The 13,549-nt window shown below is 72.0% G+C and carries 13 protein-coding genes; 6 read left to right on the plus strand and 7 right to left on the minus strand.

Features of this window, described 5'->3' with window-relative positions:
- Nucleotides 1-140: 140 nt before the first annotated feature.
- The 6 genes from ACIQPT_RS26745 to ACIQPT_RS26770 form a co-directional block, all read right to left on the minus strand.
- Nucleotides 141-749, minus strand: a complete 609-nt coding sequence (locus ACIQPT_RS26745) for a hypothetical protein (RefSeq protein ID WP_401159254.1) — start codon at nucleotides 747-749, stop codon at nucleotides 141-143.
- Between the two features lie 193 nt (nucleotides 750-942).
- Entirely contained in the window at nucleotides 943-1,434 is a 492-nt protein-coding gene (locus tag ACIQPT_RS26750) for a DUF6643 family protein (protein WP_401159255.1), read from the minus strand.
- Nucleotides 1,435-1,545: 111 nt separating this feature from the next.
- The gene (locus tag ACIQPT_RS26755) at nucleotides 1,546-2,931 is read right to left on the minus strand and encodes an MFS transporter (RefSeq protein WP_401159256.1); all 1,386 of its coding nucleotides are present in this window, start codon (nucleotides 2,929-2,931) and stop codon (nucleotides 1,546-1,548) included.
- 131 nt (nucleotides 2,932-3,062) lie between these two features.
- Entirely contained in the window at nucleotides 3,063-3,578 is a 516-nt protein-coding gene (locus ACIQPT_RS26760) for a hypothetical protein (protein ID WP_401159258.1), read from the minus strand.
- Nucleotides 3,579-3,614: 36 nt separating this feature from the next.
- Nucleotides 3,615-4,856 (minus strand): hypothetical protein, encoded by a 1,242-nt coding sequence (locus ACIQPT_RS26765; protein WP_401159259.1) that lies wholly within the window; start codon nucleotides 4,854-4,856, stop codon nucleotides 3,615-3,617.
- 132 nt (nucleotides 4,857-4,988) lie between these two features.
- Nucleotides 4,989-5,144: a hypothetical protein gene (locus ACIQPT_RS26770; RefSeq protein ID WP_181009485.1), complete on the minus strand. Its 156-nt coding sequence runs from the start codon at nucleotides 5,142-5,144 to the stop codon at nucleotides 4,989-4,991.
- Nucleotides 5,145-5,646: 502 nt separating this feature from the next.
- Between ACIQPT_RS26770 and ACIQPT_RS26775 the strand changes: the two genes are divergently transcribed.
- The 6 genes from ACIQPT_RS26775 (at nucleotide 5,647) to ACIQPT_RS26800 (ending at nucleotide 12,321) form a co-directional block, all read left to right on the plus strand.
- Nucleotides 5,647-6,075, plus strand: coding sequence for a hypothetical protein (locus ACIQPT_RS26775; protein WP_401159261.1), 429 nt, complete (start codon nucleotides 5,647-5,649; stop codon nucleotides 6,073-6,075).
- Nucleotides 6,075-7,568, plus strand: coding sequence for a sensor histidine kinase (locus ACIQPT_RS26780; protein ID WP_401159263.1), 1,494 nt, complete (start codon nucleotides 6,075-6,077; stop codon nucleotides 7,566-7,568). Before ACIQPT_RS26775 ends, ACIQPT_RS26780 begins: the two co-directional genes overlap by 1 nt.
- The gene (locus ACIQPT_RS26785) at nucleotides 7,513-8,172 is read left to right on the plus strand and encodes a response regulator transcription factor (protein ID WP_401159265.1); all 660 of its coding nucleotides are present in this window, start codon (nucleotides 7,513-7,515) and stop codon (nucleotides 8,170-8,172) included. Before ACIQPT_RS26780 ends, ACIQPT_RS26785 begins: the two co-directional genes overlap by 56 nt.
- A 393-nt stretch (nucleotides 8,173-8,565) precedes the next feature.
- On the plus strand, nucleotides 8,566-9,165 hold the full coding sequence (locus ACIQPT_RS26790) for a carbonic anhydrase (RefSeq protein ID WP_401159268.1): 600 nt from the start codon (nucleotides 8,566-8,568) through the stop codon (nucleotides 9,163-9,165).
- 81 nt (nucleotides 9,166-9,246) lie between these two features.
- Nucleotides 9,247-10,785, plus strand: a complete 1,539-nt coding sequence (locus ACIQPT_RS26795) for a SulP family inorganic anion transporter (protein WP_401159269.1) — start codon at nucleotides 9,247-9,249, stop codon at nucleotides 10,783-10,785.
- A gap of 165 nt (nucleotides 10,786-10,950) precedes the next feature.
- Nucleotides 10,951-12,321: a TerD family protein gene (locus ACIQPT_RS26800; protein ID WP_401159417.1), complete on the plus strand. Its 1,371-nt coding sequence runs from the start codon at nucleotides 10,951-10,953 to the stop codon at nucleotides 12,319-12,321.
- 40 nt (nucleotides 12,322-12,361) lie between these two features.
- Here ACIQPT_RS26800 and ACIQPT_RS26805 read toward each other — a convergent pair whose 3' ends face one another.
- Entirely contained in the window at nucleotides 12,362-13,543 is a 1,182-nt protein-coding gene (locus tag ACIQPT_RS26805) for a glycosyltransferase (protein ID WP_401159271.1), read from the minus strand.
- Nucleotides 13,544-13,549 lie beyond the last annotated feature (6 nt).

Raw genomic sequence — 13,549 nt, forward strand, 5'->3', positions numbered from 1 at the left:
TGCTGTGCGCTGCCTCGGGTCCGTCGCCGGAGAGGCGGACGGGGTCGGACCACCGTAGCGCGCGCGAGGGGCGGGAGTTGACGAGTCGGCCCCTCGGCGCGATGTCGCCGGCCGTCGTCCCGGGCCGGGGGAGAGTGTGGTCAGCCGCCCGTTCCGGCCCTGCCCCAGTCCGGACCCGCCGAGGCCCACTCCCGGTCCAGTCGCGCGTACCGCTGCCGCACCATGCGCCCTACGACGCGCCGCCGGCCCGCCTCGACGCATCCGGCGACGAGCAGGAACGTGCCGATGCCGCCCAGCACCGCGTGGGTCCGGGCGGTGCGTCCGTCCATCGGCGGCGGAACCGGCAGCCCCGCCGCGTCCGTCCAGATCCGCACCCGCGCCCCCGGAGGCCCGGGCCGCGACGCGGTGGTCACCTCGCCGGTGCGCGGGCTGCCGTCCGGTGCCTGCCAGGACGCCACCACCCGGGTGCGCGCGGCCCGTTCGGAACCGCCCTCGGGATCACCGGCGAACCGCTCCCGCCCCGGCAGCCGGCCCACCACGACCGCGTCGACGGCATGACGCTCCGCGTGCTGGGCGCGCACCGACCGCTGGAGAGAGGCGTCGGCGAACGTCCCGCCCGCCCAGCCCGCGGCCGGGGCGCCGACCACGAGGAGCAGCAGCGCTCCCAGCGCCACCCAGGCCTCGCGGCGGTCGGTGGCACGGCGCAGCGGATTGCCGCGCCCGCGCAGCAGTGCCCACAGGACCCACACGCCCGTGCCCCCTCCCCTTTCTCGCCGACTTCATCGCGCACACGCCGAGCGAGGACGTGGTGGTCACCGGCAGCGACTCGACCGGACTCCGTACATGTGGCTCTCCGGGGCGTCAGCCGCACACCCGTGTGTTCCGGATGCGGGCGGACGCCCGGTGCGTCCCCCGGCGCACCGTGCTGTACGGAGTCGCGGTTCAGTACCCCCGGCTCTGGTACGGCCGGTTGTACGGGTCCTCGTACGGCGACTGCGCCGGAGCGGGCGCGGGCCGCGGCGAGGCCGGGCGCATCGACTCGTACCCGGTGGCGGGCGCGGGGCGCTGCGGCTGGGGCTGCTGCGGATAGCCGCGGACCGCCGAGGGCTGCTGCGGGATGTACGGCGCGGGCGCGTGCTGCAGCTGGGCGGGCTGCATCGGCGCGTGCTGCGCCGGAGCCTGCTGGTACTGCGGCATCGGCTGCTGCTGCGGGTAGCCGTAGGAGCCGGTCTGCTGCGACGGGGCCGCGGGCAGCGCCGGCAGCGCGGACGGCAGGGCCGGCAGATAACTGCTGCCGGTGTCATAGGCGGCCGGCACACGGATGGGGGCGATCTGCGGGGTTCCCCGCTCCGCGACCAAGGAGTCGTAGATCGGAGTGTCGGGGAACGACGCGGCGTAGTAGCCGCCGCCGAAGGTGGAGCGGGGGGACGTCATGCCACCTAAGTTAAGCCCACGATGTGCTGTATGGGGAGCCCCAATCTTTGGGTTATCCGTTTTACGCTGGTTCTGTGCGCCCGGCCCGCCAAAACATCGTTAAAGCTTTCGTTAACGACAGGGGTCTTTCCGCTGGTGGGTGATGGCTTCGGGCCGCGCTCCCGACGGTGATCGGGAACGGCTTCGACGTACACGGGTGGGAAGCGAATAGGGATTGACCCAAAGCGCGATGCGCACGGCTCGTCGTAGTGAAGATCGTCCGCGGACGTGAAAGGCCCGGCCCCGGCTCACCGGCACGACCAGCAGGGCGGCCAGCCCGGCCATGAGGGCCAGTGCCGGATAGCCCTCCCGTGCGACGACCGGACCCGACGCCAGGCTCCCGGCCGCCCCGGCGACCGCGAGGCCCATGTCCACCAGTCCCTGTGTGGTGGCGCGCCGGTCCGGGGGCAGGGCGTCGGTGACGATCGCGGTGCCGCTGATCAGCCCGAAGTTCCAGCCCAGGCCGAGGAGTACGAGAGCGGCGCCGAGCGCGGGCACCGAGCCCGCCGGCGCCAGGGCGGCGAGCGCCCCCGCCGCCAGCAGCAGCGGTCCGGACGCGAGGGCGACCCACCGTCCGCCGATCCGGTCGACGAGCAGCCCGGTGAGCGGGGAGGGCAGGAACATCGCTCCGACGTGCAGGGAGATCACGAGCCCCGCGGCCTGGGCGGTATGACCGTGCGCCAGCATGTGCACCGGCGTCATCGTCATGATCGCGATCATCACGACCTGGGTCAGGACCATCACGGTGGTGCCGACGGCGACATCGTGGCGCCCGGCGGGCGCCGGCCCGGTCCGCTCCGGCCCCTCCGGGCCCGCACCGCCCTCCTCGCCGGTGTCCGCGCCTCCGCCCGGTCCTCCGCCAGGTCCACCGGCCGCCCGGGCGGCCCGTGTCTGGGCGAGCCGGAGCGGATCGGGCCGGAGCAGGACCGCGAGCAGGACCGCGGTGGCGGTGAAGGCCGCCGCCGCCAGCAGGAAGGGCCCGGCGAGCCGCGGTACGCCCCAGGCGTGCGCGACCTCGCCGGCCGGCGTCACCAGCAGGGGCCCGGTCACCGCCCCCAGCGTGGTGGCGAGGAGCACCGTGCTCACGGCCCGTCCGCGCCGGGCGGGGGAGGCCAGGTCGGCGCCCGCGTAGCGCGCCATGAGGCCGCTCGCGGTGCCGATCCCGTACACCAGGAGGGCCGGGAGGAGCAGCGCGACGCTCCCGGTGGCGGCGGCCACCACCACGCCGGTGCTGCCGAGCGCCCCGAACGCGTAGCCCAGGGCGAGTCCGGGACGACGGCCCCAGCGGGTGCAGAGCCGGCCGATGCCGAGCGCGCCGAGTGCGGCCCCGGCGGTGAAGAGCGCGCTCGGCACGCCCGCGAGGCCGGCCCCGCCGAGCATCTCCTCGGCGAGCAGGGCCCCGACGGTTATCCCCGCCGTCAGCCCCGCGCCGCTGATGATCTGGGCCAGTACCAGCACGGTCAGAATGCGCCGCTGTTCCGGAACCTCACCGATGGCAACCGGATATCTGGTGCGAGTCGACAAGGGAGTGCTTCCGATCGTCATGCCGGCGAGGAGCGTGGCGAAGAGGGTGACGAAGAACGTTCCGCTCAGGCCACGGCAACGGGTTTCAGATCCGCGATGTCCGTGAGTGAAATCCCCATCTGCTCATGGAGGAACCGCACCATGGTCCAGTGCGGCAGCGCGCCTTCGTCGAACGGCCCGAATTCCCGGCAGTACAGGGGGATCCAGCGCAATGCCTCCTCCAATGCCTGTTCGCGCCCCGGCTCCTCCTGGTAATCCTCGTAGGCGATGCTGCGGTGGTTGATGAAGAACCGTCCGGGAAGCCGCTCTTCGCACAGCTCGCGGTATTCGCGGGTCTGCAGGATGAGGTAGTGCCATATCTCGTCGATGTCCTGTTCCACCGGCAGGAAAAGCCCACTGAGCCGGTCCCGGTACCGGGAGACGAGGTAGAGGTACCGCAGACATTCGGTGATCTGGCGCTCCACGAAGTCCTGCGGTGTGTCCGGCGCCCTGTCACGGAAGTGCCGCAACACCTCGGTGTGCAGTGTGTCCCCGAGAAGGCGCTTCAGGTCGTCGGCGGAGAGTGTCTGTCCGCTGGTCATGGCACTCCGTTTTCCGAAGGGGGAGGTGGCGGGTCGTCAGACGCTGTGGGTGGCGAGCCAGGAGTACTTGCCGGAGCGTCCGACGGGAATATGGGTGCGGTGTTCGATCCGGCAGTGACGTCCGGTCAGTTCGCCGATGCTCTGCCGCAACTCCGCCGCTTCCGTGGCGTCGACGGGTACGTCGGTGAACGTCGTGTAGAGGAGAGTGGCGTCGGCGTGGCCGTGGAGGTGGAGTTGGTGCAGGAAGATCCGGGGGGAAGCGTCCGCGATATGCCGGTCGAGGTCGCCCTGGGCGACCGGGCCGTTCGGTGTGCTCAGCAATTCCTTCTGCCGGCCGCAGAACTGGGTGATCGCCGCGGGGTCCGGCGTGCCGTCCAGGGTGCGCACACAATCGCCCGACCGGTAGCGGACGAGCGGCATGTAGGGATTGCGCACACTGGTGACGATGAGCTGGTGGATCGTGCTTCCGGGGGCCACCGGCAGGAGTTCGACGCTCATCCCGTCGAGGTGCGGCCGGTACCGGCCCTCCCGGTCGCTGTAGTAGAGGTAGCCCAGTTCCGTGCTGCCGAACAGATCGATGACCGGGCAGTCGAAGCGCCGGCGCAGGAACCGCCGGACGTTCGCCGGGGTGTATTCGTAGGCGTGGATGATGCTGGCCGGCGCGGGGAACGCGTCCAGCAGGCCGAAGGCCTCGGCCTTCCGCACCAGGTGCGCCAAGTGGTAGCCGGAGCAGTCGAGGTGGTACTGGCCCCGCGGGTGCGTGCTCCGGGCCAGATCGATCTCGCGGAGCATCCGCACGACCTCCTTGCGGCCCCAATGCGCCGGTTCCAGCCGGAGGTTGAGGTAGCAGGTGCGCGGATCGAGCCAGCGGTCGGCCAGGGTGGGGGTCCCTCTGAGCTCCACGCCGCGCCGGGCGGCGTTGACCCGCGCCACATGCTCCGTCGCGAGCACCGTGGTCAGCGAGACGCGGCGGCAGCCCGACTCCCATGTCCCGGCGATGTCGGGGTGGTTTTGCCACAGCTCGTAGTAGGAGTGGAGCAGGAAGTACGGCGGCCGGATGATCTGCATGCGGGCGTGGTTGGTGCCGGTGGACAGGACGAACTCCGCCTCGCCGGTCTCCAGCGCCGCCGCCAGCCGGGGCGTCATCCAGTTGTCGGGGAACCCGCGGGCGATCTCCGGCTTGTCGAGCAGCGGGAAGTGGCCCTTCGCCAAGGACTCCTGATAGATCGGTATGTCGCGAATATGTTCGATGACATCGCTGGTCGGCTGGCCCTTCATTAATTCCTTCTCATGTTTCGCACGGCTGAAGAAATATGGGCTATGGGGGAGTCGGAGTCGGGGCGCCCGGAAACATGCTGCGGTGGGTGAAGAATCTCTCACCGAGCTGTTCCTGCGCGCCCCTGCGGCCGATCAGGAGATGCAGCCGGCCTTCGGAGCCGCGCTGATGCAGCCGTTCTTGGGTGCGGCGCTGATGCAGCCGTTCTTCGCGGCCTGCTGGGCCGAGTTGGCGGCGAGCCAATTCTGCCAGACGCTGTCCTGCGCCATCTTCTTGATCAGGTGTTCCATGAGGTCCTCCGGTGATAGTGCGGAAGGTACTCCCTGTGCGGGGCCGACGATGAATGGATATCTCGTCGACCGCCCGCTGAATGTAAAAGCGCGGTTGAGCAACTGTCAATGAACCGCAATGCCGAACCATAGGAAGCAGCCCTTGGCGGGCCTTGTTTGGCGCGATTCCGTCCCATGGGCGTCGCGTCGGCGCCACTATCGGGCGCGGCTCGCGCGCTCCGCCGCATCATCCGCAGAGCCCCAGCTCGAAGGGGGTGGCCCGGGTACGGAAGCAGTGCGGGACCGCCCGCCGGAAGCCGCCGTCGCGACGACGGATACGGCGGCGGCCTCCGATCATGAGAATGCTCTCCTCAAGTCCGTCCCCGGGCCCGTGCGAAGGCATCATGGTCCGATGCTGTGGCGTGGGGTGGGGTCCGTATTAGCGGGATGTGGAGCTGGGGCACTGGTGTTACTGGTCGTCTGGTTGTGGCCCGGGCAGAATGTGCCGCCCTCCCTGGGGCCCGTGGTGGTCGTGCCCGTCCTGCAGGGCCCGATGCCGTCGGCCACCTCCCCGCCCGACCCCGGCCCGCCCGCCGTGACCCAGCCCCCCGCTTCGCCCGGCCCGTCCTGCACCTATGTGGGCGGCCGTGCCGTGCCGCCCTCGCCGCCGCCCGCGGCCGACGACGGGAAGGATTCCTCGGGGAACGGCCCGGGGCGCACCGGGGGTGAGGGGGCGTCACAGGTCTCCGGGGACGACGAGAAGGCCTCACGGGTTCCCCGGGGCGACACGGACGAGGACGGGGACGAGGACGGGGACGAGGACGGGGACGCGGACGGGGACGCGGACGGGGACGACGAGGACGACGGGGACGACGAGGACACGGACGAGGAGACGGGCGGGGAATCCTCGCGCGGCCGTCGGGGGGATGCGGACGACGAGTGGGACGACTGATGCTCAGGCGCTCGCCCAGCGCACGGTCCCGGATCGTCGGCTGGATGCTCCTGCTGCTCAGTGCGGCCCTGGCCGTGCCCACCTTCGGGATCACGATCGTCTGGCAGGCGGAACTGGACCGCCAGGTCGACGCACAGCTCCTGTCCGAGGCCGACAAGCTACGCGCGTTCGCGCGCACCTCGCGTGACCCGCACACCGGCGAGCGCTTCACCTCGGGCGCTTCGCTGCTGACGGCGTTCATGGCGGTCCACCGCCCCGAACACAACTCCGCCTTCTTCAGCGTCGTCGACGGGCGTGCTGACCGGCGCAGCCCGGGCCCGGTGCCGGCCCGGCTGGACCGGGACCCGGAGGTCGTGGCCCTCATGGCGCGTACGGCCGACACCCGTATCCGGTGGCTGGACTCCCCGGCGGGCAAGGTCCGTTACGGGGTCGTCCCGGTCCAGATGGCGGGCGACAACAGCGACACCCGGCTCGCCCTGCTGGCCTTCCGGGACCGGGAACTGCGGCAGGAGCGCCACATGGCGCGGCTGCTGCTGATCTCGGGCTGCTTCGCCCTGGTGGTCGCGGGACTGGCGAGCTGGCTGGTCGCGGGCCGGGTCCTGGCCCCGATCCGGCTGGTGCGGCAGACGGCCGAGCGGATCAGCGAGACGGACCTGACCCAGCGGCTGCCGGTGCGGGGCAACGACGACGTGGCGGCCCTGGCCGAGACGTTCAACCACATGCTCGACCGCCTGTCGGGAGCCTTCACGGCGCAACGCCAGTTCCTGGACGAGGTGGCGCACGAACTGCGGACCCCCATCACGGTGCTGCGCGGACATCTGGAACTGATGGACGAGGACGACGAGGACGACGACAGCGGGCGCCGCCAGACCCGCGCCCTGCTCTTCGACGAACTGGACCGGATGCGGCGGATCGTGGACGACCTGCTGCTCCTGGCCAGGGCCGAGCGCCCCGACTTCCTCACCCTCGGCCGGACCAACCTGACCGATCTGGTGGTCGACGCGGCGGCCAAGGCCCAGGCGCTGGGACGCCGGCACTGGGCGGTGGCCGAGGTCGCCGACGTCAGCGTGAACCTGGACGAACAGCGGGTCACCCAGGCCCTGATGCAGCTCGCGGCCAACGCGGTCAGCCACACCGGCGAAGGGGACGCCATCGAGATCGGGTCCCGCCTGCGGCACGGCCGGGTGCTGCTCTGGGTGGCGGACACCGGTCCCGGTGTCGCCCCGGAGGACCGCGAGCGGATCTTCCAGTGCTTCTACCAGGGGGGCACCGCCGTCCCCGGCCGGGCCGCCACCGGCATCGGGCTCGGGCTCGCCCTGGTCCGCGAGATCGCCCAGGCCCACGACGGGACCGCTCGCGTCGAGGAGGCCCCCGGGGGCGGCGCGAGATTCGTCATCGACCTTCCCGCACGGCACCCCACGACGGAAGGAACCCATGGTGAGCAGGATCCTGATAGCCGAGGACGAGGCAAGAATCGCCGCATTCGTCGATAAGGGACTGCGCCGCAGCGGGTACGTCACCCGGGTCGTCACCGACGGCGTCGCCGCCTACGAGCACGCCCGCGGCCGGGACTTCGACCTTCTCATCCTCGACCTCGGACTGCCCGGCGACGACGGGCTGACCGTGCTGCGCAAGCTGCGCAAGGCGCGCATCACCCTGCCCGTCGTCATCCTCACCGCGCGCGACAGCGTGAGCGACATCGTGGCCGGCCTGGAGAGCGGCGCCGACGACTACATGGTCAAGCCCTTCGCCTTCGACGAGTTACTGGCACGCGTACGGCTGCGCCTGCGCCGCGAGGAGCCGCCGGAGAACTTCCTGCTGCGGGTGGGCGATCTGCTCCTCGACCTCCGCACCCGCCGGGCCCAGGCGGGCGAGCGCGTCACCGACCTGTCGGCCCGTGAGTTCGCCCTCGCCGAGATCCTCATGCGCAACCCCGACCGGGTCCTGTCCCGCGAGCAACTCCTCAGCCAGGTGTGGGGGTTCGACTACGACCCCGGTTCGAACATCGTCGATGTCTACATCCGCTATCTGCGGCGCAAGATCGGCGCCGAACGGGTCCAGACCGTGCGGGGCGTCGGCTACCGGCTCCGGGCCTGAACTGCGGGGCGGGGCAGCCCGCGCCGGGCGGCGGACGCACACCGCCGCACCCGATGGGACACGCACACCACCGCACCGATGAGAACAGTCTCACCGCTGTCTCACCGCCACCTCATCGCCCGCCCCGAGACTCCTCCTCACGGGTTATCGGTGACGCGATTCCCGTGAGCGCCGCGGACGGTCGCCGCGGCCCCGCCCGGCACCAGGGCGCCGCCGCCACACCGAACAGCAGGCACGGAGGCGAACCCTCCGGCGGCATCGCGGCGCGACCACCCGCACCTGATCCCCGTGGTACCCGGGCCACCCGCGTACCACGGGGGCCCGGTGGTGGGCGGGGTGAGAGCCCGCCCCGCGCGACGAGCCACACACCACTTCCGTATGGAGGACACTCCTGTGCGACGACTCATCGACCACGCCCGCACCTTCCGCTCCCGCTGCGGCGGAGCGGGCCGTGATCTCCAGGGCTTCGAGGGCGGCCAGCGGCCCTCCGCCATGTTCATCACCTGCTCCGACTCCCGGGTGGTCCCCACCCTGCTGACCGACTCCGGGCCCGGCGAGCTGTTCGAGATGCGCACGGCCGGGAACATCGTCCCGCCCTACGATCCGGACGCGCCCACGAGCGAGATGGCGACGATCGAGTACGCCGTCTGCGTGCTGGAGGTGTCCGACATCATCCTCTGCGGGCACTCCCACTGCGGCGCCGTCGGAGCCCTGGCCCGGGGCGAGGACCTGAGAACCCTGCCGGCGGTACGCGGCTGGCTCGGCCGGTGCGCCCCCACGGGCGGCTTCCAGCACCCGGACGACATCGGCCCCGACTGCGAACAGCCCGTACAGCGCCATGCGGTGGCGCAACTGGACACCCTGCGCGACTACCCGTGCGTGAGCCGGGCCGTGCACGAGGGACGGCTCGGTCTGCACGCCTGGTACTACGAGGTCCACACCGGCGCCGTACAGGCCCACCGGCTCTCCACCGGAACCTTCTCCTCCCTGTGACAGCGACACACCGGTGAGCACGCGGGCCGCTCCCGCAGCCACCCGCTGTCTCCCCCCACTCCCTCAGGAGCTGAAGCTCTCATGTCGTCTTCTTCATTACTCCGGTTACGTCCGGACACCATGTCCCGCGATCTCCTCGCCTCGATCGTGGTGTTCCTCGTCGCCGTTCCCCTGTGCGTCGGTGTCGCGGTCGCCTCCGGCGTACCCGCCGAACTCGGCCTGGTCACAGGCATCGTCGGCGGCCTGGTCGTCGGCGCGATGCCGGGCAGCTCACTCCAGGTCAGCGGCCCGGCCGCCGGGCTCACCGTCCTGGTGTACGAGGCCGTCACCACCCACGGCGTCGCGGCGCTCGGCATCCTCGTCCTGGCCTCGGGACTCCTCCAGGTCGGGCTCGGCCTCATCGGCTTCGGCCGCTGGTTCCGCGCCATATCGACCGCGGTCGTCCAGGGCATGCTCGCCGGCATCGGTCTCGTACTGATCGGCAGCCAGCTCTACGCCCTGGCCGGGACCACCGCTCCCGGCAGCGGTCTGGACAACCTGGCCGGGCTGCCGGGCCTGTTCACACGGATCACGGGAGCCACGGCGATCTCCTCCAGCGCGGTCGGCGTCGGCACCATCGTCGTACTGATCCTGTGGAAACGGCTTCCCGGACGCCTGCCCCGGATGCTCCCCGGGCCGCTGGTGGCCGTGGGGCTGGCCACCGGAGCGGTGGCGGTGTTCGACCTGCCCGTCGCCACCATCGAGGTCCGGGGCCTGATCGACTCGCTGCGGCTGACCGGTCTGGACGACTTCGGTCTGCTGGCGAACCCCGCACTGCTGGGCGTCGTCCTCGCCTTCACCCTCATCGCCTCGGCCGAGTCGCTCTTCAGCGCCGCCGCCGTGGACCGGATGCACGACGGTCCGCGCACCCACTACAACAAGGAACTCATCGCCCAGGGGACGGGCAACACCCTCTGCGGCCTCGTCGGCGCACTGCCCATGACCGCCGTCATCGTGCGCAGTGCGGCCAATGTGCAGGCAGGTGGGCGCACCAAGGCGTCGCGGATCCTGCACGGTGTGTGGCTGCTGGTGTTCGCGGCCCTGTTCCCCGCCGTACTCGCACTGATTCCCGTGGCCACGCTCGCAGGTGTCCTCATCCACGCCGGCGCCAAGCTCATCCCTGTCACCACCATCCGCCCGCTCTGGCGCGAACACCGGGGCGAGGCCGTGGTCCTGGTGGTGACCGCGCTGGCGATCATCCTCACGGACATGTTCATGGGCGTCCTGCTCGGCATCGGGATGGCCGTGGTCAAGACGGCGTGGGAGACATCCGCCGTCCGCCTGGACATCGACGAACAGGACGACCGCACCACGGTCGCCCTCAGCGGCAGTGCCACCTTCCTGCGCCTGCCCCTGATCCTCGACACCCTGGAGGCCCTGCCGAAGGACCGGCCGGTGGAGCTCGACCTCACACGGCTGCGCCACCTGGACCACGCCTGCCGCACCGCCCTGGAGGCATGGAGCACGCACAGCGGCGCCGTCCACGCCCCCGTACCGGCGACGGACGGCACACCGCGCGAGGCCGCCCTCGCCGCCGTCGCTCCGGACGGCGAAGGACCCCCTCGCCCGGAGGGCCGCTAGCGGAGGCCGCCGGGACGACCCGGGCCGCCCGATCCCGAGGGGCGGGCGGCCCGGGTCGTCCCGCTGCCGGGGGAACCCCGGAACGGTCTCCGGGCGGGTGCCGCACAACACGCCGGGCGTGGGGATTAGGTTGTGGGGGAAAGCCTGCGGGCAGCCGGACTCGTGATGGGGGCGAGCATGACCATGCAAAAAGGAACCAACGTTCCGGTGCCGGCCGGCACCGTGCGCGTCGCAGTGGGGTGGCACACCGCACCGGGCGCCCCGGACGTCGACGCCTCGGCGCTCCTGCTGGTGGCGGGGAAGGTCCGCAGCGACGCGGACTTCGTCTTCTACAACCAGCCGGCCCACGCGTCCGGCGCGGTCCGGCACGAGGGCAAGCAGACCGCCGCCGACCGTGTCACCGACACCCTCGTCGTCGACTTCGGCAAGGTGGAGCCCGGGATCGAGCGCATCGTCGTCGCGGCCTCGGCGGACGGCGGGACCTTCGGCCGGGTGACCGGACTCTCCGTACAGGTCACGGACGCGGCGAGCGGTGCGGAGCTGGCCCGCTTCGACAGCACGGACGCCACGGTCGAGACCGCCTTCATCCTCGGCGAGCTGTATCTGCGTCAGGGCGCCTGGAAGTTCCGCGCGGTCGGGCAGGGCTACAGCACCGGCCTCGAAGGCCTGGCGACGGACTTCGGCATCTCCGTGGACGAACCGCAGCAGGCCCAGCCCGCCCCGCCCGTCCCGCAGGCCCCGGCGGCCCCTGCCGCCCCTGCCGCCCCTGCGCAACCGTGGCCCGCCGCCCCGGCCCCCGCGCCGGTCGCCCCCGCACCTGTGGCCCCCGCGCCGGTCGCCCCCGCGCCGCCGGCGGCTCCCGCCCCCATGCCGCCGGCCCCGCCCGCCCCGGCCCCCGTACGGCTGACCAAGGTCACGCTGACGAAGAGCGCGCCGTCCGTCTCGCTCGCCAAGCAGGGCGGAACCTCCGGCGGACTGCGGGTCAACCTCAACTGGGAGGTGCGCAAGCAGTTCAAGGGCTGGGGAGCGAAGCTCGGCCGGGCCGTCGCCATGCACGCCGATCTCGACCTCGACCTCTGCGCACTGTACGAACTCGCCGACGGCCGCAAGGGAGTCGTGCAGGCGCTCGGAAACGCGTTCGGTTCGCTGAACCAGCCGCCCTTCATCCATCTCGACGGCGACGACCGCACCGGCGCGCTGTCCACCGGCGAGAACATGACCATCAACCTCGACCACAAGGACCTGCTGCGGCGCGTACTGATCTTCGTCACCATCTACGAAGGCGCCCGGAGCTTCGCCGACCTCCACGCCACGGTCACCCTCCAGCCGCAGAACGGCGCGGCCATCGACTTCTCCCTCGACGAGTGCGCCGTGCCGTCCACCGTCTGCGCCCTGGCCCTGATCACCAACAACGGCGGCGACCTCACCGTGCAGCGCGAGGCCCGCTATCTCGTCCCCGAGCGGGGCGTGAGCCCGCAGCGCACCATCGACGCCGCCTACGGCTGGGGCATGAACTGGACGCCCGGCCGCAAGTGACACCCCCCGGCCGCGCCCGGCCGCCCGCCTCCCGGCGGCGTCACCGGTCGGGCGCGGCCTCCGGGCGGGCATACGTACGGCCCTTCCAGGCGGCGCCCCGCCCCCGGTAGTGCTGCACCGCCGAGTCCACCGTCATCAGCAGATACAGCACCGCCGTCAGCGGGAGCAGCGGGCCCAGCCACAGCGACTGGCGGTAGTACGCCAGCATCGGCAGATACGTCGCCGTCATCACCGCCCACGCCGCACCGCCCGCCCAGGCCGCCGCCCCGTCACCCGTCAGCACCCCCGCCACCAGCGTCGCGGGCGGCGCCACGTAGACGAGCAGCAGCCCCGGCACGGTCCCCGCCAGCAGCAGCGGGCTGTGCCGCAACTGCGCGTACGCACTCCGCGCGACCATCCGCCACAGATCCGCGAGACGCGGATACGGCCGCACACTGTCCACCCGCTCCGCGAGCCCCAGCCAGATCCGGCCACCGCCGCGCCGCACCTCCCGCGCCAGCGACACATCGTCGATCACCGCCTGCCGGATCGAGTCCGGGATCCGCGCCCGCTCGGCGGCCTCGGTGCGCAGCAGCACACAGCCCCCCGCCGCGGCCGCCGTCCGCGACCCGGCCCGGTTCACCCGGCGGAACGGGTAGAGCTGCCCGAAGAAGTAGACGAACGCGGGCACCACCAGACGCTCCCAGACGCTCTCCACCCGCAGCCGCGCCATCTGCGACACCAGATCGAAGCCGCCCTCGCCCCCCGATCCCGCCGCGGCCACCAGATCGCGCAGGCTGTCCGGCTCGTGCGCGATGTCCGCGTCGGTCAGCAGCAGGAAGTCCGGCTTGTCCCGCCGGGCCACCGCGATCCCGTGCCGCAGGGCCCACAGCTTGCCCGTCCAGCCCTGCTCCGGCTCCCCGGGCGACACCACGGTCAGCGGCAGCCCGCCGTACCGGGCGGCCAGCTCCCGGGCCAGCCGCCCGGTGCCGTCGCTGCTGCAGTCGTCGACGAGGATGATCCTGGCGTCCCCCGGATAGTCCTGGACCAGCAGCGACGGCAGGCTCACCGGCAGCATCTCCGCCTCGTCGCGGGCCGGCACCACCACCGCCACCGACGGCCAGCGCGCCGGGTCGGTGCGCCGGGGGAGCCGCTGGTCGGTCCGCCAGTAGAAGCCCTGGCCCAGCAGCAGCCACACCCACGCGATCAGCGAACCCACGGCGATCCAGGCAACGGCGCTCATCCGCCG

It is taken from the genome of Streptomyces sp. NPDC091289 (assembly GCF_044757365.1).
Taxonomy (GTDB): Bacteria; Actinomycetota; Actinomycetes; order Streptomycetales; family Streptomycetaceae; genus Streptomyces.

Excerpts from the sequence above, each read along its gene's own strand:
- ACIQPT_RS26805 (WP_401159271.1), bottom strand. The coding sequence starts at position 13,543 with ATGAGCGCCGTTGCCTGGATCGCCGTGGGTTCGCTGATCGCGTGGGTG.
- ACIQPT_RS26750 (WP_401159255.1), bottom strand. The coding sequence starts at position 1,434 with ATGACGTCCCCCCGCTCCACCTTCGGCGGCGGCTACTACGCCGCGTCG.
- ACIQPT_RS26765 (WP_401159259.1), bottom strand. The coding sequence starts at position 4,856 with ATGAAGGGCCAGCCGACCAGCGATGTCATCGAACATATTCGCGACATA.
- ACIQPT_RS26800 (WP_401159417.1), top strand. The coding sequence starts at position 10,951 with ATGGGGGCGAGCATGACCATGCAAAAAGGAACCAACGTTCCGGTGCCG.
- ACIQPT_RS26780 (WP_401159263.1), top strand. The coding sequence starts at position 6,075 with ATGCTCAGGCGCTCGCCCAGCGCACGGTCCCGGATCGTCGGCTGGATG.
- ACIQPT_RS26760 (WP_401159258.1), bottom strand. The coding sequence starts at position 3,578 with ATGACCAGCGGACAGACACTCTCCGCCGACGACCTGAAGCGCCTTCTC.
- ACIQPT_RS26795 (WP_401159269.1), top strand. The coding sequence starts at position 9,247 with ATGTCGTCTTCTTCATTACTCCGGTTACGTCCGGACACCATGTCCCGC.
- ACIQPT_RS26770 (WP_181009485.1), bottom strand. The coding sequence starts at position 5,144 with ATGGAACACCTGATCAAGAAGATGGCGCAGGACAGCGTCTGGCAGAAT.